Origin of the sequence: Pseudomonas sp. GM18 (assembly GCF_000282195.1) — a bacterium.
Classification (GTDB): Bacteria; Pseudomonadota; Gammaproteobacteria; order Pseudomonadales; family Pseudomonadaceae; genus Aquipseudomonas.
On the sequence record NZ_AKJT01000027.1, the window covers coordinates 1 to 24,831 of the forward strand.

Below are 24,831 nucleotides of genomic sequence, written 5' to 3' on the forward strand. Positions count from 1 at the left end.
CGCGGTCTGCCTGACACACCGCAATCACTGGTTTGACGACTGCTACGCAGCCGAACGCAGCCTCGCAGGCTCGACAGCTGCTACAGACCGGCATTGACGCTTGCCTGAATGGCACCGGGAAATGCGCAGCAGGGCGTAGCGCATGCACTTTTAAAGAGCCACGCCTGACAACGTGCACCAGTGCGAAGCGGTTTCCTGAGCTTTTCCTTCCTTCAGCTCCAACGTTCGCCCACCCTCTCTCGGGGGGCTGCAAATCTGACTCGCGCCTGATGAAACCCGCCTGGGTCACGGTGTTTATCACATTCGCCCATCGTTCAGCAGTCGGCTTTCCAGAACCAAAGAAGTCATACGCCGCGGACTGGCACAAAGGCTGCATTCTCCCTTCAGCCTCATCTGAAAAAGAGGGGCAGCCCACTCGATCAACGAAGATCGACCGGCCGGGCAGGTCGTGGGCAACATCGGTGGATCAGGCGAAGACGCCAGGTCGAACACCGCGAGAACAGGCAAAGACGCCTGAAACCGAGAGGTTTCAGGCGTTTTTTTTTGCTTTTTTAACCGTGATTGGCTTTGGCTGGGTGCTTACTATGAATTCCAATGTTGCCGCATTGAACAAACTGCAAACGCTGATCGTGATCGGCAATGGCATGGTCGGACATCATTGTGTCGAGCAGCTCATCGAGCGCGGCGCCCTCGACCACTACCGGCTGCATGTCTTCAGTGAAGAGCCGATGCGCGCCTACGACCGTGTGCATCTGTCCGAGTATTTCGGCGGTCGCGATGCCGAATCGCTGGCTCTGGGCGAAGCCTCCCTGTACCAGACGCCGGGCGTCACCCTGCATCTGGGTGTGCCGGTGCTGGAAATCGACCGCGCCCGGCGTCAGGTGATCACCGCGCAAGGTTGCGTCGCTTACGACAAACTGGTTCTGGCTACCGGGTCTTATCCTTTCGTGCCGCCTATTGAAGGCGCAGAGGGCGACTCGCGCCTGGTGTACCGCACCCTTGAAGACCTCGACGCGATTCGTGCGGCGGCGGCCAATGCCCGGCGTGGCGTGGTGGTCGGCGGTGGCCTGCTCGGCCTGGAAGCCGCCAACGCCCTGAAAAGCCTGGGCCTGGAAGCGCATGTAGTGGAATTCGCCCCGCGCCTGATGCCGGTGCAACTGGACGAGCAGGGTGGCCTGGCGCTGAAGGCGCAAATCGAGCGGCTCGGCGTGGGTGTGCACTTGTCACGTGGCACGCAGTCGATCAGTGTCGGCGAGCAATACCGCTACCGGATGAATTTTGCCAACGACGAATTTCTCGAAGCCGACCTGATCGTGTTCTCCGCCGGCATTCGTGCGCAAGATGCATTGGCCCGCCAATGTGCGCTGGACATCGGCCCCCGTGGCGGGGTGGTAATCGACGACCAGTGCCTGACCAGCGACCCGCACATCTACGCCATCGGCGAATGTGCCGCCTGGAATGGCAGCCTCTTCGGCCTGGTCGCCCCCGGTTACCAGATGGCCCGTGGCGTGGCGTCCCTGCTGTGCAATCAAGCTGCCGAGCCGTTCCAGGGCGCCGACATGTCGACCAAGCTCAAACTGCTCGGCGTTGACGTCGGCTCCATCGGCGATACCCATGCGCAGACGCCGGGTGCGCGCAGTTATCAGTTCATCGATGAAGCGACGGCCAGCTACCGCCGCCTGGTGGTGGATGCTGACAGCAAGCGTGTGCTTGGCGCGGTACTGGTCGGCGACAACAGCTATTACGACACCTTGCTGCAATACATGCAGAACGGCATTGCCTTGCCGTCGGAACCGGCCAGCCTGATTCTGCCATCGTCCGCCGGTGCACCAACCCTGGGCCCGGGCACGTTGCCCGAGTCGGCGACGGTGTGCTCCTGCCACAACGTCACCAAGGGCTCGATCTGCTCGGCCATCGACGGTGGCTGCACCGACCTCGGCCTGCTCAAGTCGCAGACCAAGGCCTGCACCGGTTGCGGCGGTTGCGCGGGGCTGCTCAAGCAAGTGTTCGAGCATGAACTGATTGCCCGTGGCGTCAGTGTTGACAAGAGCCTGTGCGAACACTTCGCCTATACCCGCCAGGAGCTTTATGCGCTGGTGCGGGTAGAAGGGGTGATCACCTTCGAAGAACTGCTGGCCAAGCACGGCCGTGGTCACACCGGTTGCGACGTGTGCAAACCGGCGGTGGGCTCGATCCTCGCCTCGTGCTGGAACCAACCAATCATGGACCCCTCGCTGGTGCCGTTGCAGGACACCAACGATACCTTCATGGCCAACATGCAGAAAAACGGCACCTATTCGGTAGTGCCGCGCATTGCTGGCGGTGAGATTACCGCCGACAAACTGATCGCGATCGGTGTGGTGGCGAAGAAATACGACCTCTACACCAAAATCACCGGCGGCCAGCGGATCGACCTGTTCGGCGCGCAGTTGCATCAGCTGCCGGACATCTGGTCCGAGCTGATCGAAGCCGGTTTCGAAACCGGGCACGCCTACGGCAAATCGACCCGTACCGTGAAGTCTTGCGTGGGCAGCACCTGGTGCCGTTACGGCGTGCAGGACAGCGTGAAAATGGCCCTGACCCTCGAAGATCGCTACAAAGGCCTGCGCTCGCCGCACAAGCTCAAGTTCGCCGTTTCTGGCTGCACCCGTGAATGTGCCGAGGCGCAGAGCAAGGACGTGGGCGTGATTGCCACCGAGAACGGCTGGAACCTCTATGTGGCCGGCAACGGCGGCATGCGCCCGCGCCACGCCGAGCTGTTCGCCACCGACCTGGACGATGCAACCCTGATCCGTTACATCGACCGCTTCCTGATGTTCTACATCCGCACTGCCGATAAATTGCAGCGCACCTCGGTCTGGCGCGAAAGCCTGGAGGGAGGCCTGGATTACCTCAAGGACGTGATCATCAACGACAGCCTGGGGCTTGGCGCCGAACTTGAGTCGCAGATGCAACTGGTGGTCAACCGCTACGAATGCGAATGGGCCAATGCCCTCAAAGACCCGGAAAAACTCAAGCGCTTCCGCACCTTCGTCAACGATCAACGCCCGGACCCGGACATCCATTTTGTCCAGGAACGCGGTCAGCGCCGGCCGATCATGGCCGCCGAACTCAACCTTATCCCTGTCACCGAGGAGAATGCCTGATGAGCCAGTCCACTACCCAGCGTGTCGATGCCCTTGCAACCGCGGTCAATGCCCAGGCCTGGCAGGCGGTGTGCAGCCAGCAGGATCTGGTCAGCAACTCCGGCGTCGTGGTCTGGCTCGACGGCGCCCAGGTGGCGCTGTTCTACCTGCCCCAAGCCGAAGGCCGCACCCTCTACGCCATCGACAACCATGATCCGCAATCCGGCGCGAACGTGATTGGCCGCGGACTGATCGGCAGTCTCAAGGGCGATCTGGTGGTGGCGTCGCCGATCTACAAGCAGCATTTCCGTCTTGAAGACGGCAGCTGCCTGGAGTACCCGGAGCAGCGTCTACGGGTGTGGCCGGTGCGTCTGAACGCCGGCGTCGTGGAAGTCGCGGCGGCTTGACCGTCGCCCTGAACCGTATCGGAGAACGTTGATGAAAACAGCCGCACAGTTGCTGAAACTGAAGGTCGTGCAAAACCAGCAGGTGCACAGCATCGCACCGGATCAGATGGTCCTCGACGCCCTGAAAATGATGGCCGAGAAGAACGTCGGCGCGCTACCCGTGATCGAAGAAGGGCAGGTGGTCGGCGTCATCAGCGAACGCGACTATGCGCGCAAGGTGGTGCTACAGGGGCGTTCTTCGGTCGGCACGCCGGTGCGCGAGATCATGAGCGCGCCGGTGGTGACCGCCGACAGTTTGCAGAGTATCGAGCGCTGCATGGAGGTGATGACCGACAGTCATTTGCGTCATCTGCCGGTGCTGGAGGGTGGGGAACTGATCGGGCTGCTGTCGATCGGCGATCTGGTCAAGGAAGCCATCGTCGAGCAGGCCGATTTGATTCGGCAACTTGAGCACTACATTCGCGGGCATTGAGCCCGCGCGTACCGTAGGTCGTAAATAACGGCTTGAGTGGAAATAAGCCTAAGTAACCGACTGGAACAGTCGATAACCCCAACAGTTGACCACGCAAATGCCGCCAGGGGATTCATCGAGTGTCCATAAAATTACGTTTGATCTTGTTGATCGGCACCAGTTTGCTCACCGCCCTGATCGTGAGTCTGGTCAGCTATGTGGGCAATACACGGATGGCTGAAGCGGTGAGTGACAACGAGGTCAGCATGACCGCGCTGCGCAACCACCTCGAAGCCGACATGATGCACGATGCGCTGCGCGCCGATGTTCTGTCGGCGATGCTGGTAGGGTTGGGCAAGAGCCCCAGCAGTAAGGCCGAGGTGCGCAGTTCACTCAATGAGCATGCCGCGCATTTTCGCGAGATGCTCGGTGACAACCTCAAGCTGCCGGTCAACGACACCCTCAAGGCCGCGCTGGGCAAGATCAAGCCAAGCCTCGATACGTACATCAGTGCCGCCGAGCGCATTGTCGGGCTGGCGCTGGATGATCCGGACTCCGCACAACAGCAACTGGGTACGTTCAATAACGCGTTCAGCCAACTGGAAGACCAGATGGCCACCCTCAGTGAGCTGATCGAAACCAACACCCAACAGACCAGCGCGGGCACTCGGCAAACCATCAGCAGTGCCAACTTCACCCTCGGCGCCGTACTCATCGCCAGCTTGTTGCTGCTGCTCGCCCTGGGACGCTCGGTCATCCTGAGCATCATGGGGCCGTTGCAGATCGCCAGCCGGATTGCCGACAGCATCGCCCATGGCAACCTGAGCGAGCCTATCGTCGAGCCCACCCGCAAGGACGAAGCCAGCACCTTGATTCGCAGCCTGGCAACCATGCAGCGAGACCTGCGCGGCATGATCGAAGTGGTTCGCAGCAATGCCCATGGCGTAAGTGGCATGAGCCAGCAGTTGAGCAGCGGTTGCCATCAGGTCGCGGGCAGCAGCCAGCAGCAAAGCGTTGCCGCCAGCACCATGGCCGCGGCGGCCAGCGAAATGACCGCGAGCATCGAGGAAATCACCCGGCATGCCGAGCGAGCGTTGAACATGGCCAACCAGGCCGAGGAGCTGGCCAAGGACGGCGGCCGGGTGATTCATCAAGTGGTCAGCGACATGGACGGGATTGCCCGTTCGGCGCAGCAGTCGGCCCAGGTGATCCGCACCCTGGACAAGGAGTCCGAGGGGATTTTCAGCATCATTCAGGTGATCAAGGGCATCGCCGATCAAACCAACCTGTTGGCGCTTAACGCCGCCATCGAGGCCGCCCGCGCCGGTGAACAGGGTCGTGGTTTCGCGGTGGTGGCCGACGAGGTGCGCAGCCTGGCAGGCCGCACCAGCGCCTCCACTCAGGAAATCGCCGCGATGGTCGCGCGCATCCAGCAAAGCACCCGCGAGGCGGTCAGCAGCATGGAGGCGGGCGTTGTGCAGGTCGACAAAGGCATGGCGGTGACCGCCGACGTCGAGCGCGCCATCCGCGAAATCCTCCAGGCCACGCTCAATACCACGGAGCTGGTCAATGACATCAGCCGCACGATCGGTGAGCAGAGCCTGGCCAGTAACGAAATCGCGCATCAGGTGGAAATGATTGCCGGCATGTCCGAAGGCAACAGCAAGGTGATCAACCAGACCGCCTCGACCACCGATGAGCTGTCCAGCCTGGCCGGGCAGCTCTCGCAGTCGGTGGATCGGTTTCGCCTTTGAGGCATTGGCTGGCCCTGTTATCAGGGCCAGTCAGCTCATCCAGTTGCCGCCATCGACGTTATAGGTCTGCGCCACGATGTAGTCGCTCTCGGCCGATGCCAGGAAAATCGCCATGCCGACAAGGTCATCCGCCGTGCCCATACGCCCGTAAGGGACTTCCTCACCCGCCAGCCTTTTCTTTTCCCCGAGTGGCCGGTTTTCATAGCGGGCAAACAGCGCATCGACGCCATCCCAATGCTCACCGTCCACCACCCCCGGCGCGATGGCATTCACGTTGATGCGATGGGGAATGAGGTTGAGACCGGCCGATTGCGTGAGGCTGATCACCGCCGCTTTGGTCGCGCAATACACCGCGACCAACGCTTCACCGCGCCGCCCGGCCTGGCTGGCCATGTTGATGATCTTGCCGCCGTGGCCCTGACGGATCATCTGCTTGGCCGCAGCCTGCAGCGTGAACAGGGTGCCGGAAACATTGATCGAGAACAGCCGTTCGTAGCTGTCGCGAGTAATGTCTGTGATCGGCGCGAGATCAAACAGCGCCGCGTTGTTGATCAGGATGTCGAGCTTGCCTGCGGTGGCGATCACCGTGGCGATGGCAGTGTCGATGGATTGCTGATCGGTCACGTCCATCTCGACTGCATAGGCATTGGGGCCCAACTCCACCGCGGTGGCTTGTGCGCGTTCCAGGTTGATGTCGGCGATCGCGACCCTGGCGCCTTCGCGGATATAGGCTTGCGCGAAGGTCCTGCCTATTCCTCTGGCGGAACCGGTAATCAGGGCACTTTTTCCTTCTAGACGTTTCATTGTTTCCATCCAGTCGTTAGAGCTAAAGAGACGCCCGTTGAGGGCAGTAGGAGCGAGGCTTGCCCGCGAAGAACGATGACGCGTAATACCTGAAAAACGGCGGTGCATTCTTCGCGGTCAAGTCGGATCGCCGCACCGCTCGCTCCTACAGGTTCCGCGTCAAGCCGCTGCTATTTTGGATAACCGGCGCGCTTCATCTCGCGTTCGGTGCTTTGCTGTGCGGAGGCCAGGGCCTGTTCCACCGGCATCTGCCCGGTGAGCGCCGCGGATACCAGCTTGCCGACCGACGTGCCAATCGCCTGGAATTCGGGAATGGTCACGTATTGGATACCGACGTAGGGCACGGGCTGGACCGACGGGTGCGCCGGGTCGGCGTTCTGCATCATTTTCAGCGTGACAGCGGCGAAGGGCGCCGCCTGCAAATAGGCGTCGCTGTAGGTCGACATACGGGTGCCCGGTGGTACGTTGCTGATGCCATCCGTCTCGGCAACCAGTTGGATGTATTCCCTGGAGGTGGCCCAGGTCACAAAGGCTTTGGCGGCGTCCTTGTGTTTGGATGTCGCCGGGATGGCCAGTGACCAGGCATAGAGCCAGGACGAGCCCTTGTCGGTGACTTGTGTGGGGGCGGCGACGAAACCAACATCGTCGGCCACCTTGCTTTGTGTTGTGTCGGTGATGAAGGACCCGGCGACGCTGGCATCGACCCAGATTGCGCATTTGCCACTGTTGAACAGGGCCAGCGTCTCGTTGAAGCCATTGCTCGACACCCCCGGTGGGCCGTACTGCTTGAGGGTGTTGACGTAGAAGTTGGCGGCGGCGGTCCATTGCGGCCCGGTGAGTTGCGGCTGCCACTGCTCATTGAACCAGCGCGCGCCAAAGGCGTTGGACATGGTCGTCAGCAGCGCCATGTTCTCACCCCAACCGGCCTTGCCGCGCAGGCACATTCCATACTGTTCTTTATCCGGTTGGTGCAGCTTGCCGGCGAACTCGCCGAGCTGCGTCCATGTCGGGTGCTCGGGCATGCTCAGGCCGGCGTTCTTGAACAGGTCGGTTCGGTAATAGGTGACGGTGCTTTCGCCATAGAACGGCAGGGCATAGAGCGTGTCGTTGACCGATAACCCCTGGCGAACCGCAAGGAAAATATCTTCGAGGTCATAGCTGGCGGGCAGGTCCTTTATCGGCTCCAGCCAATGCTTGGCGCCCCACAAGGGAGTTTCGTAAGTGCCGATAGTGAGCACGTCGAACTGGCCGCCCTGAGTGGCAATGTCGGTGGTCAGGCGCTGACGCAACACGTTCTCCTCAAGCACCACCCAGTTGAGCTTCACGTCGGGGTGCAGCTGTTCGAAAGTTTTGGACAGTCGCTGCATGCGGATCATGTCGCTGTTGTTCACGGTGGCGATGGTCACCGTTTCACCTGCCTGGCAGAGCAGGGCAGAGCACAGGCCGGCGGACAGAAAAAGCGCGCTTGGAATGATCTTCATCGTGTTCTCCGCTCTGCGCCTTGGGCGGCAGAAGCTTTTATTGTTGTTGTAGGCCACGGTGCGGGTCATAGCCGCATCGGGATGACCACAGAATTGCAGCTACCCAAGCAGCGAACAAATGAATGGCATACGCGCCACTGATACTTTTTTGACCGTGGAAAAAAGTATCAGTGGGCGCCATGTAACGCGCTAGGCACCGGGAGTCATTAATGCGAGTCTCATGTCAGCGTCCCGAGACTTCGACTCGTCCCAGGCTTCGCGTTACCTAGATAAAACCAACAAAAACGGAATCGCCAGGGTGATGAACCATCACGCAACCGCAGACAAGCCGCCAGCGCTTGAAGTCATCCTCAACGAGCCCCAGCACAGCTTTCGTTGGTATGAGCACGACTATCCCTTCGACCTGGCGCGCTGGAACCATCATCCGGAATTCGAGATCCACCTGATCCGCGAAGGCAGCGGTCGGCTGTTGGCCGGTGACTACATTGGCGTGTTCGAGGCCGGTCATGTCGCCCTGATCGGGCCTGGCCTGCCTCACGACTGGATCAGTGATCTGGGCAAGGGAGAGGTGATTACCGGCCGTGACGTGGTGTTGCAATTCGATGGCCAGATGCTGATGCAACTGCGCGACAAGGTCCCGGAGCTCAGCGAGTTGCAAAGCCTGTTTCGCCAGGCGGCGCAGGGCATCGAATTTCATGGCAACACCCGCAAGAAGGCGGCCCGACTGCTGGAAGACATCGGCCAATGCCACGGCTTGCAGCGACTGTGCCTGTTCTTGTCGTTGCTGCAACTACTGGCATCGGCCCCCGACAGCGAGAGACAAACGCTTGCCAGCCTGCAATACGCGCCCATGCTCGACGCATTGACGGCCCAGCGCATGAGCATTGTTTTCGACTACATCCTGAACGACCTCGCCGACGAGTTGCGGATGTCGGTCATCGCCCAGCGTCTGGACATGAACGAGCCGGCCTTCTCTAAATTCTTCAAGCGCGCCACCGGCCATACCTTCGTCGACCTGACGCGCAAACTGCGAGTCCAGCGTGCCTGCCGTTTGCTGGCGCAAAGCAGTTTTAGCGTTGCCGATATCTGCTTTGAAGTCGGGTACGCCAACTTGTCGAATTTCAATCGGCACTTCCGCCATGAAATGCACGAGACGCCCAGTGAGTATCGGCAGCGGTTACAGCGCGCATCTTGCGGCGGGTAGCGCTTTCTGTGGCGCTGAAGTGTTAGTCTCGAAAGCAAGCGGGTAGTGGCGTTAGCGCATCTGGAATTATTTTCTTCCAGTTCTTGACATGCCTTTCGAACCAGTCCAGAATTGCGTCCATTCCTGATTCAGGAACACGAAAACCCCTTAGATTTCAAAGGGTTGGAAGCTAGATTAGAATCTTGTTTCCAGATACGAGTTTACACGTTTGATGTTGTGCTACTGAACATCAGATGTTTGAGGCCGAATAGCAAAATGGTTATGCAGTGGATTGCAAATCCACCTACGCCGGTTCGATTCCGACTTCGGCCTCCACTTTAAACGAGCTCCGTAGATCCATGATCTACGGAGCTTTTTTATTTTCGCAGTCCTGCAAGATTTAGTCTTGAAAAGGGGATTTGCGAACTTGCTTCACCGGGGCGGGATGTATATATTTCCCCCTCTGTTGCACAAGCGTCAGAACTGCCAGATCGTTATTTGGACAGTCTTCAGACTGCTTACCGCGCTACCGCCCGAATGGCGAAACTGGTAGACGCATGGGACTTAAAATCCCCCGCTCGTAAGGGCGTGCCGGTTCGATTCCGGCTTCGGGCACCATGAATATCAAGGGCTTGCGTGAGGTTTCTCATGCAAGCCCTTATTTCTTTGCACCGCAAAAATCTATCTCTGCTCCGCAATTCGCTACCACTGGTCATTTTGTGGGCGTGACTTTCATCCCTTTACGCATTCGAATGTACTGCTCTGTCATTCCGACGGTTGCGTTTGCGGTAGTTGGAGCTAGCCATGCCCGCATCCCCATCCATGCAACCCGCTTCGTCCTACTGCTCAAGCATCAAACTGCGCCAAACGATCACTGGCGGTTCAACAGGCACAACATCCGGTTGCAGCTCTCCCTGTTTCTGCAACTCTGGCGAAGTCGCCACGGATGATGGCTGCTGAAGCGGCAAACGTCGCTCGGCCTCTGCGGTCGACTTATCGATAGGCGGCATAGTCATTTGATCGTAACAACGACCTTGCCCTTGGCTCGTCCCTGCTCGACGTACTTCAATGCCTCTGCAGTTGATTCAAAGGTGAAGGAGCGGTCAACCACGGGTTTGATGATTCCGGCCTCAATGAGCGCGGTGATTTGTTGCAGTTGGGCGCCATCGGCCCGCATGAACACGAACGCGTAGCTGACGTCCTGCTTGCGTGCCTTGCGTCGAATACCGAGGCTCAGCAGGCGTATGACTTGCTCCAATGGCCAGGACAACCCTTGCTCCTGCGCGAACTGCGCAGTAGGTGGCCCTGAGATGGAAATGAGTTGGCCGCCGGGCTTGAGGACTTTGAGTGACTTCTCCAGTACGTCCGCGCCGAGGCTGTTCAACACCACGTCGTAGTCGTGCAAGACACTTTCGAAATTCTGCTGTGTGTAGTCGATTACCAGGTCGGCCCCCAGCGCCTTCACCCATTCGACATTCGCGGTGCTGGTGGTGGTCGCGACGAAGGCGCCGAGGTGTTTGGCAAGTTGGATGGCGAGGGTGCCGACACCGCCGGAGCCAGCGTGTATCAGCACTTTCTGGCCCTTTTTCAGTTGGGCGGTTTCGACCAGCACTTGCCAGGCGGTCAGCGCGACCAAGGGGATGGACGCGGCTTGTGCCATGTTGGTATTGGCAGGTTTCAGGGCGATCGCGTTTTCGTTTACGGCGATCAATTGAGCGAACGTCCCGATCCGCGCTTCGGGCGGGCGAGCGTAGACCTCGTCTCCCGGTTTGAAGCGTTTCACTTGCGAGCCAACCTCAACCACGACGCCCGCCAGGTCATTGCCCAGTACCAGCGGAAATGAATAGGGCAGGATCAGTTTGAATTCGCCTTTGCTGATCTTCGAATCCAGCAGGTTGACGCTGCTGGCGTGTACCTCAATCAATACGTCGTGGGCGCCCACCGCGGGGGCGGGGACTTCGCCAATGCGCCCGGTGTTCTTGCCGTAGCGATCAATTAAAAATGCTTTCATCGTGGTGCGGCTCTTGTCGGTTGGAAAGAGGGTGGGCGGTGCGTTTGCGGCGTTGCTGCGCGCGTTGTCAGGCATCAAGGAACGCCAGTGCCTTGGTCGCAAAGTCAACGTAGTGCTGGAAAATGCCACCGTGCCCGGCGTCTTCATAAATAACCAGTTGTGCGTTGGGGATGCGGTTCGCCAGCGCTATCGAGTTAACGCTGGGCACCATGATGTCGTTGTCGCCGTTGACGATCAGCGTCGGCGTCCGCAAGTGCCCGAGGTCTTGCGGCGCCTGTTTGCCCCACGCGGTGATGGCTTTCAACTGCCGTAGGAAAGCGCTGGGCGTCGGGCCTTTATCACGATCTTTTTTGCGTTCTTTCAGGCGTTGCAAATATTGCGAGGCGGCTCGACGGCTATTGGGCGTCGAAGTAAAGAACAGGTAGAACTTGGGATCTCGCAAGTTCAGCAAGCCTTTGATCATCAATGGCCACCTCACCGAGCCGACCTTGTCGATACCGGTGCCGCCGGCCGGTCCGGTGCCCGCGAGAATCAAACGGCGCACCAACGCGGGCGCCTTCAGGGCGATGTCCTGAGCGACGAAGCCGCCGAGCGAGAAACCGAGCACGTCAACTGTCTCAAAACCCAGCGCATGTATCAGTTGGATGGCATCGTCAGCCATTTCGCCGACCGTCAGTGGCGCGATTCCACCAGAGCCGCCGATCCCGCGATAGTCGGTGGCAATGATGCGCCTTGTTTGTGCCAGGCCATCGATGATCCCAGGGTCGTAGTTGTCCAGTACCGCGCCCCAATGATTGAACAGTACGAGGGGAACGTCGGTCTTGGGGCCGATGTCGCGATAGGCGAAGGGAATGCCGTTGACCGTGATCGACTGGTTCGATGCGTTGATGAACGACGTCTGCGAGCCGGCGGGGTCATTTGTATTCGTGGGAGCCATGTCTACTCCGAACAGAGGGCCGCATTCGGCGCAGTACCCTGGGCGCCTGCATCGAATCCGGCATGGGTGTTCGCTACAAAAAGATCACTGTGGGGGTTGGTAGCGCTGGGCAACCGCAGACTGGCGGATTTGCTGCAGCAGGCCCTGACGTGCGGTCTGCAGGCCATCCCAGCGTTCAGCTTCGTGCAGCGGCGGGATAGTCACCGGCTCACGTCGATCAAAACCGACCAGCGCGGCATCCACCAGATCGCTCACTTCCATGATTTCGTTCAAGGTGTTGATGTCGATGCCAGAGCGATCCCAGATCTCCGTGCGGGTTGCGGCCGGCAGCACGGCCTGCACGTAGACGCCCAGAGGCGAAAGTTCCAGGCTCAGACCTTGGGAAAGGAACAGCACAAACGCCTTGGTCGCACCGTAGACCGACATGCCGAACTCCGGCGCAAGACCCACCACCGAACCGATGTTGATGATCGCACCGTCGCCTGCTTTGGCCAGGCGTGGGGCGATGGCGCTGGCGAGCCGCACCAGCGCCGTGGTGTTGAGGGCGACCAGTTGCGCAACACTGTCGGTGCTTTGGTCGATGAAGTTGCCGGACAGAGCGGCGCCAGCGTTATTGACGAGGATGCCGATACGGGCGTCGTCGCGCAGGCGTGCTTCAACGGTTGTCAGATCACTGAGTTGGGTCAGATCCGCCGGGATCACATCGACGGCGACGCCGTGTTCGCTGCGCAAGCGAGCTGCAAGTGCGTCCAGGCGAGCCTGGTCTCGGGCGACCAGTACCAGATCGTGGCCGCGTTGCGCGAAGCGCTCGGCGTAGACGGCGCCAATGCCGGTGGAGGCGCCAGTGATGAAAACAGTAGGGCGAGTGCTCATGGGTTATCTCTCTTTCAGGATGTGTGAAACAGAAAGCGCGATCACTGATTGCTCAGCTTGCGGTGGCGCCCGATTCAACCAACGTCGGGTAGTCGATGTAGCCTGCCGCGCCGCCGCCATAGAGGGTGGCGGGATTGAAGGCGGACAAGGCTGCGCCGGTCTTGAGGCGTTCCACCAGATCCGGGTTGCCAATGAACGGGCGACCGAACGCGATCAGATCAGCCTGGTCTTCGGCGAGCCGCGATGTCGCCAGGTCCAGGTCATAGCCGTTGTTGGCGATGTAGGTGTTTTTGAAACGCTGGCGCAGGGCGCCGAAATCGAATGGCGCCGCGTCACGCGGGCCACCGGTCGCGCCTTCGACCATGTGCAGGTAAACGACGCCGAGGGCGTCGAGTTGATCGACGACGTAATCGAATTGCGCTTGCGGATTGCTGCTGGAAACGCCGTTGGCCGGCGACACCGGCGACAAGCGAACCCCGGTGCGATCCGCGCCGATTTCATTGACGACGGCCGCTGTCACTTCGAGCAATAGACGCGCACGATTTACAATCGAACCGCCGTAAGCATCGGTGCGCAAGTTGGCGCTGTCCTTGAGGAATTGATCCAGCAAATAGCCGTTCGCGCCGTGAATTTCCACGCCATCGAACCCGGCGGCGACGGCGTTTGCCGCGGCCTGGCGGAAATCGGAGACGATCCCCGGCAGTTCGCTGATGTCCAGTGCGCGCGGCTCGGAGACGTCTTCAAAGCGGTTGTTGACGAACACTTTGGTGGCGGCGCGTAGCGCAGAAGGGGCCACGGGAGCGGCGCCGTTTTCTTGCAGATCAACGTGCGACACGCGGCCGACATGCCACAGTTGCAGAAAGATTTTTCCGCCCTTGGCGTGGACGGCATCGGTCACTGTGCGCCAGCCATCTATCTGCGCCTGCGTGTAGATTCCGGGGGTGTCCTGATAGCCCTGACCCTGTTGGGAAATCTGCGTGGCTTCGCTGATAAGCAAGCCTGCGCTTGCTCGTTGGCTGTAATAGGTGGCCGCGAACTCGCTTGGCACAAAGCCTTCGCCTGCGCGGTTGCGTGTCAGTGGTGCGAGGACGACACGGTTCGACAGCGTGAGGGCGCCAAGTCTGTAAGGGGTGAATAGATTCTGGTCGGTCATTTGGTATTCCTTCCATGCCCGTTGATGGAAATCGGTTGTGAGTGCAATTAGGATGATGATCGAAATCTAAGCTGTCAACGGTTTTGATTATGGTCAGCATCTATGTATCATTGAGCGCATGATTTCCCAGTGGATATGAGGTATTGCACGTGAGAGTGACCAAGGCCCAGGCGCAGGCCAATCGGGAGCACATCGTTGAAACGGCCTCTGAGCTGTTCCGTGAGCGCGGCTTCGACGGCGTCGGTGTGTCGGATCTCATGGCGGCTGCCGGCTTCACCCACGGAGGTTTCTACAAGCATTTCGGCTCGAAGGCCGACCTGATGGCCGAAGCCTCTGCCAGCAGCCTTTCCAAATCGCTGACTGGCGCGGAAGCGCTCGATGTTCCGGGCTTCATCGACGTCTATGTGACGAGAGAGCATCGGGACGGACGTGGCAGCGGTTGCACCATGGCCGCGTTGTGCGGCGACGCGGCGCGTCAATCGGACGATGTGAAAGCGACGTTTGCCGAAGGGATCGAACACACTCTGCAAACTCTGGGGGAGAAATATCCGACGGGGCCGGATGCCGCGGAGGGTGAGGGGAGAAAGAAAATGATCGACCTGCTGTCTCGTGCTGTCGGCGCGATTATTTTGTCGCGTGCCTGCCCGGATGATTCCGCGTTGGCGGATGAGATCCTTGAGGTGTGCCGAGCTGAAATGTTTGCTTCATTGCCGGTCGATGAAGTGGAAGCGGTGTAGAAGGGCGGCTCATTCAGAGCGAGGTTTTCGGGAGAACTTCGGATTTTGATGCTCGGACCAGAAAGTCAACTTTGGGCCGACTGCTGCGGTTCACGAATGGCGGCTTTCGGCCAATTCCGGCTTCGGGCACCATGAATATCAAGGGTTTGCATGAGGTTTCTCATGCAGGTCCTTAGTTTTTTCCGCAATCAAAAAATCTTTTCCGCAAAGAATCGGCCGGGACGACATGGGCCAAGGGCAGAAAAGGCCTTGTCGTCGATGATCTCCTCGCTGGCAAGACGGCCCACTATCGCAGCCAGGGCGACTCCGGGATGCATGGTGCAAACGTATACCCCGCCGACAGTGGGTAGATATCCGATGATGGGGATGCCGTCGGCAGCAATCGGCCTGAGTCCGACGCAAGCCAGTTCCGGCTCAATGGAAATAACGCCGTGAAGTTCGTTCTGGATGGCCTTGGCGGTTCTTTGCGCTATTGCTGCTGGCTGGTTTTCCAAAGCGCCTCCCAAATAATCTTCCGCTGCCAGCAATGTACCCTCCGTGCTTTGCCTCACCTCCATTTCAGGGCTGGAGATGATGGTGTTCACGAGATTGGGTTGTGTCTTGTAGCGAATGAACATGGCAGGAGAGGCCTCTATTGGAAGGGGCGCGTTTAGCATCTGTGTCAGTTTGGTGATGCCAGTCCCTGCGGCCAGCACGACAATGTCGGCATCGATGACGCCAGTTGCGGTTTCGACTCCCGTCACCTTCGCGTTCCGGGTGGTAAAGCCGAGCACCCGAGTCTGCGTGAGAACCTTTGCCCCATGAGCCTGGGCGGCCGCGATCAAGGCATGGGTGGCCTCTACAGCATCCAGCGCGCCTTCTTGCGCTGCATACAAGGCATGCTGAGGGGGATTCTTGAGGTTGGGCTCAAGGGTGAGAATCCGGGAGCGGGATACCGGTATTGCCGAAGGCTGGCTGCCTGAGGCTTGCTGCACGCCACCTGAGCTCGCGCCATAAGACAGGGAGCCTGTCCAGCGTATCTTCAGACCAGGCAGCTCCGTTTCGAGTCGGTGATACTCTTCGATTGCTGCACCACGCAACTGTGCAATGGGATCGGGCCCGTTGTGTGAAGTGTTGATCCATGCGAATGAGCTTCCAGTCACGCCGCACGCTATGCCTCCAGCCTCGACCAGAATGACATTCGCGCCCTTGCTGGCCAGGTGATACGCGAGGGACGCACCCACGATGCCCGCGCCAATGACAACAACTCTTTTGTCCGTGCCATCTCTCATATCAGCCTCCGTTCTGTTGACCCAATGACGATACGCCATGCTCGCCCAGTGCCCGCACGGCAAAGCCAGCGCAATACCAATTGGATATGGCCAAGACAGCGGTGAATATCAAGGGGGGAGGAGCGCTTTGGTCTGGTCGTGCCGTGTTGGGAAGGTATATATGATAATGATGCACCCATTGTTACCGACATTCGCCATCCGCCGCTCAGAACTGCCCCGACGAGGCTATTGCAGCGGTGCACTGTTATTAAGGGGGCTGCTTTATGGCCTATATGTCGTCCAAGCTCAGTGGTCAGTCGCCCGAAGTGTTTCACTTGGAGACTAGCGACACCAGTGGCTACGCCGTGGATTGGCACGCCCACGATTGTCATATGCTGCTGTTACCACGCCAGGGAGGGCTATTTCTGTCGACCGAAAGCAGTCAGATAGCTCACGTTTCGCGCCGGTCGTTTTCCTTTGTGCCAGCAGACTTTGCACACGCAACCCACGCGGCTCCGGGACGGGAGAAACATATGACCTTGTATGTCGAACCCTCTTACGTCAAGCGCCAAGGACAGATGGACGGTTACTGCGGTTTCGCCAAACAGGTAAATCGATCGGGGATCTGGCAAGGAACAGAGGCGCTGGAAAGTATCTTGCGCCTGTACGACCAACTGCAAGGCAGCGCATCTGCGGAGGCCTTTCAGCGCCAATTACCCCATCTCAATCATCTGCTCTTCGAGGAGTGCGCGCGGGTTATCGCTTGTCAGCAGACACTGCCGCAGCCGAGTGAACATCAGCAGCAGGCGACGCTGGTTCGCGACATACAGCGCTACGTTCGGGAGAATCTGGAAACCGAGTTGAATATTGAGTCGATTGGGCATGAGTTTCACCTGTCACGGCGTCACCTTACTCGTATCTTCAAAGCCATTACGGGCGAAACCCTGCTGGATTTCACCAACCGCACCCGAGTGGAGACGGCCGCCCGGCTTGTTTCATGCACTTCACTATCGATCCTCGAAGTCAGCCTCGCGGTAGGCCTGGACTCCCCCTCTTACCTTGCTCGACTGTTCAATCGCTACCTGGGTCTAACCCCAAGCGGGCTACGCAAACCCCGCTAACGATCTGGCCTAAACGTGCGCATGTACGGCCCGATCAAGCGCTTTCGCCAAATTGATGCTGGCCACAATAGACCTCGTCTCCAACATTGAGAGGTCACAATGAACGACGTGGACGTTGTAGAAGTATTCAAGTCCAGCCAGGGAGGCGACAAACGGGCATCCATCGCAATCGGTGCCGCCGGGCTTGGCGCTGAGCAGATCATGACGATGGCATGCGCCTATCTGCGACCCATAGCGACCAATAACGAGCCGGGCAGACTGAGTTATTGGCAGGAGCGAAAAGCAAAAGAAGTCATGATGGAAAACCTTGATTACGGCATTCAGATTTCGGCCGTAGCCAAGGAGTGTTCCTTGTCACGAAGTCATTTCTCCCGGGCTTTCAAGAATGCTACGGGCCACTCCCCACGTGATTGGCTTCAGCTTGCAAGATTAACCCGAGCGAAAGAACTCCTCGAGCAAACTGATTTTTCTATTTCTCAAGTGGGCTTGGAGTGCGGGTTTGCTGATCAATCCCATTTCTCCAGAATGTTCTCCAGGAAATTCAGTACGACCCCAGGAAAGTGGCGAGCACAGAAAAAGTCCCAGCTGTAGGGGGCTGGAGAATCCATCAAGGCCACCACACCCGTCCCGGACGGGCGTGGTGCTGCCATTGATGGCAGGCACTCCTTGTTTGTTTCCGGTCCGCTATTTTGGATGGCTTGAGCAGGCAAAATCCGAAGGATCGAACCGATCGGTCGTGTCCATCCGAATACTTCGCAGGTTCACTGTTTCCAGGTGTGACGCGTACAAAGGCTCCGAAAAATAGCTAATCAGGATGGAGCGACGGCGTACGCCGATTGAGTTCAGACTGCCCGCATGCACTAAATCGGCATCAAACACCAGGATGTCACCCGCGGAGCCTGAAAGCTGCACGGACCGGGACTCGTCATTGAAGTCGAATGGCGGCGCTTCCTGGTCAGGGCGATGGCTGCCGGGGACGATACGTGTCGCGCCGTTCTCGGGGCCATAATCGTCGAAATAAGCAATGGCGTTCACAATGTCGCCTGGCCGTTGGGCCGACAAGTCGCGGTGCAGCTGCTGATGACCGCCTCCGGCAAGAGGTTCGCGGCCCTCCACCTGCGAGAGGAAGAACCGTTCTCCAATCAACTCACCAACCACTGCCAGCAGCTCCGGCAGACGACACACCGCCTGAATCTTCGAATCAGAATCCAGCAGCGAATGGCGCCAATCCATGCCGCGCGGCACTGGCCATTGGTCCGCCGGCGTCACGCCCGTATCGAACACGGCACGAAGGTCGCCCAGCCACTCGGCCGGGATCGCTCGACGGAGCAGCGCAAAGCCATCTCGATGGAGTTGCTCGCGGTTAGTCATAGATTCCTCGGTTCGTTCAGATCTGTTCCAGCAACCAGGTACGGAACGCGATGAGCGATGGCAGCATTTCGTTGCGCGGCGGGTAGGTCAGGTAGTAGCTACGCTGGCTGGCGAACGGCTGATCGAGGCTGATCAGCTCTGCGTTGGCCAACTCGTCGGCCACTAGAATGCGTGGCACCAAACCGATGCCGATGCCGGCCCTGACGGCCTGGATCAAGTGTGAGGTGAGTTCGAAACTCGGCCCCAGCCGCATCATTCGATGGGGCAGGCCGTGGTGGCTGAACCACTCGCCCCAGACATTGGCGTTGCTTGCGACGTTGAGCAGTGTCTGTCCGCCAATGCGTTCCGGCGTCCAGGCGTCATGGAGCTCGGCCGCTTCTGGAGAAATGATCACCATCAGTTCTTCTGTGTGCAGGCGATGGCTGATCAGGCCCGGCAAATCGGCATTGCCGACGACGATCGCGGCATCGATACCGCTGGTTTCGAAGTCGATGGCGTCGATCCGGGAATTGATGTGCACCAGCATGCCGGGATGGGTTTTGTAGAAGTCATGAAGGCGCGGCAATAACCACTTCGAGCCAAAGGTCGGCAAGGTGGCCAGGCGCAAGGTGCCGCTGCCGGATTGATAAGCCATGGCTTGCAACGTGGCGCTGCGGATGCGTCCGAGCGCTTCGCTCATTTCCCGCTGGTAGAGACGACCGACATCGGTCAGCTGCACTTGCCGGCCTTCACGGCGAAACAGCGTCAGGCCCAGTTGCTGTTCCAGCGCCTGGACTTGCCGGCTCACGGCGCTTTGGGTCAGAGACAGTTCCATCGCGGCGCGAGTGTAGCTTTCATGGCGGGCGGCGGCCTCAAAGGCCAGCAGCAACGACATCGAGGGCGTGAGGTGACGGTAATTCATTCGTAAAAGTCATCGATAGCGGCAGGATTATCCGTTTGTCCGGCGCCAGAGCCTGCAGGATCATTGGCGCAGCCGACGACCTGAGGCTGCCCCATTAATGCTCAGGCGACAAGTGTTTTGATTTTTCCCATGATTAGACCGACAAGAGAACAGCCTGCGATGATCGCTCAGTTGCCCACCGTTGCACTCGCGGCACACTACCCGGAATTTCTTCAGGCCCTGCGCGCCAGTGGCTTTCGTGGTCAGCTCAGCGCCGACTACGCCACCCGCACCGTGCTGGCGACCGACAACTCGATTTACCAGCGCCTGCCGCAAGCGGCGGTGTTCCCCATGGACGCGGACGACATCGCACGCATCGCGACCTTGATGGCCGAACCGCGCTTTCGCCAGATCAAACTGACCCCGCGGGGCGGCGGCACCGGCACCAACGGCCAGTCATTGACCGATGGCATCGTGGTCGACTTGTCGCGGCACATGAACACCATCCTCGAAATCAACGTCGCCGAGCGTTGGGTGCGGGTGCAGGCGGGCGTGGTCAAGGACCAGCTGAATGCCGCGCTCAAACCCCATGGGCTGTTCTTCGCCCCGGAGCTGTCGACGTCCAACCGCGCCACCGTCGGCGGCATGATCAACACCGACGCCAGCGGCCAGGGGAGCTGCACCTATGGCAAGACCCGCGATCACGTGCTGGAACTGCACAGTGTGCTGCTCGGTGGCGAGCGCCTGCACAGCCGGCCTCTGTCCGACGCGGAGCTGGACGTGGCATGCACGCAACCCGGCCGCATCGGCGAGGTGTACCGGACGGCGCGGCACATTCAGGAAACCCAGGCCGACCTGATCGAGTCGGTGTTCCCCAAACTCAACCGCTGCCTGACCGGTTACGACCTGGCGCACCTGCGCGACGAGCACGGGCGTTTCAACCTCAACAGTGTGCTGTGCGGGGCGGAAGGTTCGTTGGGCTACATCGTCGAAGCCAAGCTCAACGTGCTGCCGATTCCCAAGTATTCGGTGTTGGTGAACGTGCGCTACAGCAGCTTCATGGATGCGTTGCGCGACGCTAATGCGTTATTGGCGCACAAGCCGTTGTCCATCGAAACCGTGGACTCCAAAGTGTTGATGCTGGCGATGAAAGACATCGTGTGGCACAGCGTCGCCGAGTACTTCCCGACGGACGCTGAGCGCGCGACGCTGGGCATCAACCTGGTGGAGTTCAGTGGGGAAGATCTGGCGGACGTGAATGCTCGCGTGGCGTCGTTCGTGGAGCATCTGCAGGCCGACACGACGATCGAGCGACTGGGCCACACCCTGGCCGAAGGGGCCGAAGCCGTGACCCGCGTATACACCATGCGCAAACGCTCGGTCGGGCTGCTGGGCAACGTCGACGGCGAGGTTCGCCCGCAGCCTTTCGTTGAAGACACCGCCGTGCCGCCGGAGAAACTGGCTGACTACATCGCTGAGTTCCGCGCCTTGCTGGATAGCCATGGCCTGGCCTATGGCATGTTCGGTCACGTCGATGCAGGTGTGTTGCATGTACGTCCGGCGCTGGATATGAAAGATCCGGCCCAGGCCGCTCTGATCAAGCCGATTTCCGATGCCGTGGCCGAGCTGACCCAGCGTTATGGTGGGCTGCTGTGGGGCGAGCATGGCAAAGGTTTGCGTTCGGAATATGTCCCTGGGTTTTTTGGCGAGCTGTACCCGGCGCTGCAATCGCTCAAGGGCGCGTTCGACCCGCACAATCAGCTCAATCCCGGCAAAATCTGCACCCCGCCGGATGCCGCCCAAGGCTTGCTCAAGGTCAACGAAGTCACGCTGCGCGGTGATCTGGATCGGCAAATCGACGAGCGCGTCTGGCAAAGCTTTGGCTCCGCCGTGCACTGCAACGGTAACGGCGCCTGCTACAACTACGATCCCAACGATGCGATGTGCCCGTCGTGGAAAGCCACCCGTGAACGCCAGCATTCGCCAAAGGGCAGGGCCTCATTGATCCGCGAGTGGTTGCGTCTGCAAGGCGCGGCCAATATCGATGTACTGCAAGCGGCCCGAGGCAAGTTGTCGTGGCTGAGCGGGTTGCCAACGCGGTTGCGCAATAACCTGGCGCGCTCGCGCGGCGAGGCGGATTTCTCCCATGAAGTCTACGATGCGATGGCGGGGTGTCTGGCCTGTAAATCCTGTGCGGGACAATGCCCGGTCAAGGTCAACGTGCCGGAATTCCGTTCGCGATTTCTAGAGCTGTACCACGGTCGTTATCAACGCCCGCTGCGCGACTATCTGATCGGCTCGCTGGAGTTCACCCTGCCTTACATGGCCTACGCGCCAGGTTTGTACAACGCGGTGATGAGTTCGAAATGGGTGAGTCGTCTGCTTGAGCGACAGGTCGGCATGCTCGACAGTCCGTTGATCAATCGCCATAACTTGCAAGCCACGCTGACTCGCTGCAAGGTCGCTGTCGCCAGTGTGCCAGCCTTGCGCGAGCTCACTGTCGCGCAACGTGAGCGCAGCGTGGTGTTGGTGCAGGACGCCTTCACCCGGTACTTCGAAACCCCGTTGCTGGCGAGCTTTATCCAGTTGGCGCATCAGCTGGGCTATCGGGTGTTTCTGGCGCCCTATAGCGCCAACGGCAAGCCTTTGCATGTACAGGGTTTCCTCGGTGCCTTCGCCAAGGCAGCGATCCGCAACGCCCATCAGCTCAAGGCGCTCGCCGACTGTGGAGTGCCGCTGGTGGGCCTGGACCCGGCGATGACGCTGGTCTACCGCCAGGAATATCAGAAAGTACCGGGGCTCAACGATTGCCCAAAGGTCCTGCTACCCCAGGAATGGCTCTGCGATGCGTTGCCGGAAAATCCGCATCCCGCGACTGATACATTCCGTTTGTTGGCGCACTGCACCGAGAAAACCAATGTCCCGGCCAGCACTTCGCAATGGGAAACCGTTTTTGCCCGGCTCGGGCTCAAGCTGACGACTGAGGCGACCGGCTGCTGCGGCATGTCCGGAACCTACGGTCATGAGGCCCGAAACCAGGACACCTCGCGGACCATTTTCGAGCAGTCGTGGGCCGGCAAGCTGGACAAAAAGGGTGAGGCGCTGGCGACGGGATACTCCTGTCGCAGTCAGGTGAAGCGCTTTGCCAACATGCAATTGCGCCATCCACTGGAGGTTGTGTTGGAGCGCATTATTCAGCAAGTTCGCTGATGCAAACGCTGCGGCTTATTGCACGCAGCATCAGTTCCCTGGCGCGTTACGGCAGGCAAAAAAATGGCCCGCATGCGGGCGGGCCAGGGGATTTATTCAAAGGAGCAAGTGAACTGTAGGAGGTGGCTTGTGAAGGCGGTGTGAAATGGCCGAAGGCACGAATAAAAAATCCCGGCAAACTGGGCCGGGTTGGGATGTAGCGTGAGTCTGGCAGGCAGGCATAGCCACGGTGACGAAAATGTCACCGCTCAGGTGTCCTGAATTGGACTCTGTCCCAGGCTCAAATAGCGCGGTCGGCTGATTTGAACCGAGGCAGTGGCGGCTCGACATGTTTGAGTGCAGACAGCGCGCTGCGAATCTGCGGCGTGTCCTTCTCGATGTCGTTCAGGCGGTCACGAATCCTGAGGGCTGTCGGATGCCCCCCTTGATGATCGACCCAGTCGGCGATCTCCTTGCACGCAGCGGCAAGACGCGCCTGACGGGAATCAAGCAGGGTGAGCAAGGTAGCGATAGACTCTTTCTCTGACATGACAATCACCTCCGTTCAAAGAAATCGGCTAAAGGGCAACAAAAAGCCCGCGGGGAGCGAGCTTTCTGCCGATGGGTCGCTGGTCCTTCAGCTCCTTCAAGTATAGACCCGGAAAATGAAAGGGGCCGGCTTCAAGCCAACCCGTGCGACACCGGCGAACTGGCCGCGTTAAGCCTGCGGCATTCGCGCCTGGCGTCCTCTTCAAGATCGAAGCCGTCACCGATGAAGCCGCGAGTGCGGGTATCGACGATGCGATACCAGACGGCGGCGGCGGGTGGTGGGTGACCGACTTCTCCGGCCCGGCGGCCATGAACGATGATCTTGTTGCAGCGTTTCACAACGAAAATGTCTTCCATGGCGTCACCGAAGCTATTCGTGTTCAGATCAAGCATAGAAGCCCGTTGCGATCATGCAAAAAACTGGTGGGTCGTTCGTCGGTTCAGCGCCCCTTTGAATACGTCTCGGCGACGGATTCAGGCCAGCACCGCCACCGCTTTGATCTGCGCCCAGAGTTGCTGGCCGGGGTGCACGCCCAGTTGATCCCGGGAGTAGCGGGTGATTCGCGCCAGCAGCGGTGTGCCGGCGGCATTCAGGCGGATCAGTACGTGAGCGGCATTGTCGGCGCCGATCTCACTGATCACCGTGACCGGCAGGCGATTGAGGATGCTGCTTTGCTCGGCGCCTTGCAGGCTCAGGCTGACATCCCGCGCCTGGACCTTGCAGCGCAGTGCCTGGCCCTTGGTCATCGGCGAATGGGCGACCCGAATGCTCAAGTCGGTGTCGGGCAGTTGCAAGGTCAACAGCTGGTAGTCGGCGTCATAGGCGCTGACGTGCCCTTCGATCACCACGCCGGCGTCGTCGCCCAGTGCCAGCGGCAGATCGAGCCGGGCCAGGGTTTCGCCGATGGCGCCGCTGGCCAATGCCTTGCCGTCACTGAGCAGGACGAGGTGGTCGGCGAGCCGCGCGACTTCATCCTGGGAATGGCTGACGTACAGCACCGGGATGTCCAGTTCATCGTGCAATCGTTGCAGGTACGGCAGGATTTCGTTTTTACGCTGGGTATCGAGCGCCGCCAGTGGCTCGTCCATCAGCAATAGTTTGGGGCTGGTGAGCAGGGCACGGGCGATGCCGATCCGCTGGCGCTCGCCGCCGGAAAGATTCTGCGGATTGCGGTCGAGTAAATGGCCAATCCCCAGCAGTTCGGTGGCATGCGCCATGTCGACCCGGCGCTGCTGGCGAGGGATGCGCTTGAGGCCGAACTCAAGGTTGGCCTGTACCGACAGATGGGGGAACAGGCTGGCTTCCTGGAAAACATAACCCAGGGCGCGTTTATGCGGCGGGACGAAAATCCGCTTGTCGCTGTCCTGCCAGACTTCATCGTTGACCTGGATAAAACCCTGCTCGGCCTGCTCCAGGCCGGCGATGCAGCGCAGACAGGTGGTTTTGCCCGAACCGGAATGACCATAGAGCGCAGTCACTCCACGGCCGGGCAATTGCAGGTCGACATCCAGGGTGAATCCCGAATAGCTCAGTTTCAAGCGCGTTTGAATCATC

The 24,831-nt window shown here is 59.6% G+C and carries 22 protein-coding genes, 2 tRNA genes and 1 pseudogene; 13 read left to right on the top strand and 12 right to left on the bottom strand.

From position 1 onward, the window contains the following. Positions 1-584 precede the first annotated feature (584 nt). The 5 genes and pseudogenes from nirB to PMI21_RS30145 all read left to right on the top strand — a co-directional run bounded on the left by nirB (position 585) and on the right by PMI21_RS30145 (position 5,737). Positions 585-3,146: a nitrite reductase large subunit NirB gene (gene nirB / locus PMI21_RS21400; protein WP_007935592.1), complete on the top strand. Its 2,562-nt coding sequence runs from the start codon at positions 585-587 to the stop codon at positions 3,144-3,146. Then, positions 3,146-3,532: a nitrite reductase small subunit NirD gene (gene nirD / locus PMI21_RS21395; RefSeq protein ID WP_007935594.1), complete on the top strand. Its 387-nt coding sequence runs from the start codon at positions 3,146-3,148 to the stop codon at positions 3,530-3,532. Before nirB ends, nirD begins: the two co-directional genes overlap by 1 nt. A 31-nt stretch (positions 3,533-3,563) precedes the next feature. Then, positions 3,564-4,004 carry a CBS domain-containing protein gene (locus PMI21_RS21390; protein WP_007935595.1) on the top strand — a complete coding sequence of 147 codons (441 nt, stop codon included), beginning with the start codon at positions 3,564-3,566 and terminating at the stop codon, positions 4,002-4,004. A gap of 119 nt (positions 4,005-4,123) precedes the next feature. Continuing rightward, positions 4,124-4,879: pseudogene (locus tag PMI21_RS30140) on the top strand (MCP four helix bundle domain-containing protein); the annotation flags it as partial. Between the two features lie 132 nt (positions 4,880-5,011). Beyond that, a complete protein-coding gene (locus tag PMI21_RS30145; RefSeq protein WP_443200757.1) occupies positions 5,012-5,737 on the top strand; it encodes a methyl-accepting chemotaxis protein in 726 nt (241 codons plus the stop codon). A 30-nt stretch (positions 5,738-5,767) separates the two neighbouring features. Here PMI21_RS30145 and PMI21_RS21380 read toward each other — a convergent pair whose 3' ends face one another. Next, a complete protein-coding gene (locus PMI21_RS21380) occupies positions 5,768-6,541 on the bottom strand; it encodes an L-iditol 2-dehydrogenase (RefSeq protein ID WP_007935597.1) in 774 nt (257 codons plus the stop codon). Positions 6,542-6,711: 170 nt separating this feature from the next. Then, on the bottom strand, positions 6,712-8,022 hold the full coding sequence (locus PMI21_RS21375; protein WP_007935598.1) for an ABC transporter substrate-binding protein: 1,311 nt from the start codon (positions 8,020-8,022) through the stop codon (positions 6,712-6,714). 301 nt (positions 8,023-8,323) lie between these two features. Between PMI21_RS21375 and PMI21_RS21370 the strand changes: the two genes are divergently transcribed. The 4 genes from PMI21_RS21370 (at position 8,324) to PMI21_RS29450 (ending at position 10,155) form a co-directional block, all read left to right on the top strand. After that, positions 8,324-9,226 carry a helix-turn-helix domain-containing protein gene (locus PMI21_RS21370; protein WP_007935599.1) on the top strand — a complete coding sequence of 301 codons (903 nt, stop codon included), beginning with the start codon at positions 8,324-8,326 and terminating at the stop codon, positions 9,224-9,226. Between the two features lie 241 nt (positions 9,227-9,467). Then, positions 9,468-9,541, top strand: a tRNA-Cys gene (locus PMI21_RS21365). A gap of 195 nt (positions 9,542-9,736) precedes the next feature. Next, positions 9,737-9,823: transfer RNA gene (locus tag PMI21_RS21360), tRNA-Leu, on the top strand. After that, positions 9,823-10,155 carry a hypothetical protein gene (locus tag PMI21_RS29450; RefSeq protein WP_157214294.1) on the top strand — a complete coding sequence of 111 codons (333 nt, stop codon included), beginning with the start codon at positions 9,823-9,825 and terminating at the stop codon, positions 10,153-10,155. Before PMI21_RS21360 ends, PMI21_RS29450 begins: the two co-directional genes overlap by 1 nt. A 62-nt stretch (positions 10,156-10,217) precedes the next feature. Here the strand turns inward: PMI21_RS29450 and PMI21_RS21355 are convergent, their stop codons facing one another. From PMI21_RS21355 to PMI21_RS21340, 4 genes are all read right to left on the bottom strand, one after another. Beyond that, positions 10,218-11,216 (bottom strand): NADP-dependent oxidoreductase, encoded by a 999-nt coding sequence (locus PMI21_RS21355; RefSeq protein ID WP_007935600.1) that lies wholly within the window; start codon positions 11,214-11,216, stop codon positions 10,218-10,220. Positions 11,217-11,283: 67 nt separating this feature from the next. Then, positions 11,284-12,153 carry an alpha/beta fold hydrolase gene (locus PMI21_RS21350; protein WP_007935604.1) on the bottom strand — a complete coding sequence of 290 codons (870 nt, stop codon included), beginning with the start codon at positions 12,151-12,153 and terminating at the stop codon, positions 11,284-11,286. 84 nt (positions 12,154-12,237) lie between these two features. Further along, a complete protein-coding gene (locus PMI21_RS21345; RefSeq protein WP_007935606.1) occupies positions 12,238-13,026 on the bottom strand; it encodes an SDR family NAD(P)-dependent oxidoreductase in 789 nt (262 codons plus the stop codon). A gap of 52 nt (positions 13,027-13,078) precedes the next feature. Further along, positions 13,079-14,179, bottom strand: a complete 1,101-nt coding sequence (locus PMI21_RS21340) for an alkene reductase (protein WP_007935608.1) — start codon at positions 14,177-14,179, stop codon at positions 13,079-13,081. Between the two features lie 149 nt (positions 14,180-14,328). On the opposite strand from PMI21_RS21340, the gene PMI21_RS21335 reads away from it, so the two are divergent. Beyond that, positions 14,329-14,916 (top strand): TetR/AcrR family transcriptional regulator, encoded by a 588-nt coding sequence (locus tag PMI21_RS21335; protein WP_007935610.1) that lies wholly within the window; start codon positions 14,329-14,331, stop codon positions 14,914-14,916. Positions 14,917-15,104: 188 nt separating this feature from the next. Here PMI21_RS21335 and PMI21_RS21330 read toward each other — a convergent pair whose 3' ends face one another. Then, entirely contained in the window at positions 15,105-16,187 is a 1,083-nt protein-coding gene (locus PMI21_RS21330) for an NAD(P)/FAD-dependent oxidoreductase (RefSeq protein ID WP_007935611.1), read from the bottom strand. Positions 16,188-16,450: 263 nt separating this feature from the next. On the opposite strand from PMI21_RS21330, the gene PMI21_RS21325 reads away from it, so the two are divergent. After that, a complete protein-coding gene (locus tag PMI21_RS21325; protein WP_007935613.1) occupies positions 16,451-17,287 on the top strand; it encodes an AraC family transcriptional regulator in 837 nt (278 codons plus the stop codon). A 99-nt stretch (positions 17,288-17,386) separates the two neighbouring features. Beyond that, positions 17,387-17,878: a helix-turn-helix domain-containing protein gene (locus PMI21_RS21320; protein WP_007935615.1), complete on the top strand. Its 492-nt coding sequence runs from the start codon at positions 17,387-17,389 to the stop codon at positions 17,876-17,878. A gap of 93 nt (positions 17,879-17,971) precedes the next feature. Here PMI21_RS21320 and PMI21_RS21315 read toward each other — a convergent pair whose 3' ends face one another. After that, complete coding sequence (locus PMI21_RS21315) at positions 17,972-18,658, bottom strand: phytanoyl-CoA dioxygenase family protein (RefSeq protein WP_007935617.1); 687 nt, start codon at positions 18,656-18,658, stop codon at positions 17,972-17,974. Between the two features lie 16 nt (positions 18,659-18,674). Continuing rightward, complete coding sequence (locus PMI21_RS21310; protein WP_007935619.1) at positions 18,675-19,559, bottom strand: LysR substrate-binding domain-containing protein; 885 nt, start codon at positions 19,557-19,559, stop codon at positions 18,675-18,677. 159 nt (positions 19,560-19,718) lie between these two features. Here PMI21_RS21310 and ydiJ point away from each other — a divergent pair, with 159 nt between their 5' ends. Next, complete coding sequence (ydiJ, locus tag PMI21_RS21305) at positions 19,719-22,748, top strand: D-2-hydroxyglutarate dehydrogenase YdiJ (protein ID WP_007935620.1); 3,030 nt, start codon at positions 19,719-19,721, stop codon at positions 22,746-22,748. Positions 22,749-23,028: 280 nt separating this feature from the next. Here the strand turns inward: ydiJ and PMI21_RS21300 are convergent, their stop codons facing one another. From PMI21_RS21300 to modC, 3 genes are all read right to left on the bottom strand, one after another. Beyond that, positions 23,029-23,277 carry a hypothetical protein gene (locus PMI21_RS21300; protein WP_007935621.1) on the bottom strand — a complete coding sequence of 83 codons (249 nt, stop codon included), beginning with the start codon at positions 23,275-23,277 and terminating at the stop codon, positions 23,029-23,031. A gap of 131 nt (positions 23,278-23,408) precedes the next feature. After that, the gene (locus tag PMI21_RS21295) at positions 23,409-23,669 is read right to left on the bottom strand and encodes a hypothetical protein (protein ID WP_007935622.1); all 261 of its coding nucleotides are present in this window, start codon (positions 23,667-23,669) and stop codon (positions 23,409-23,411) included. Between the two features lie 81 nt (positions 23,670-23,750). After that, entirely contained in the window at positions 23,751-24,830 is a 1,080-nt protein-coding gene (gene modC, locus PMI21_RS21290; protein ID WP_007935623.1) for a molybdenum ABC transporter ATP-binding protein, read from the bottom strand. Between the last annotated feature and the right edge of the window lies 1 nt (position 24,831).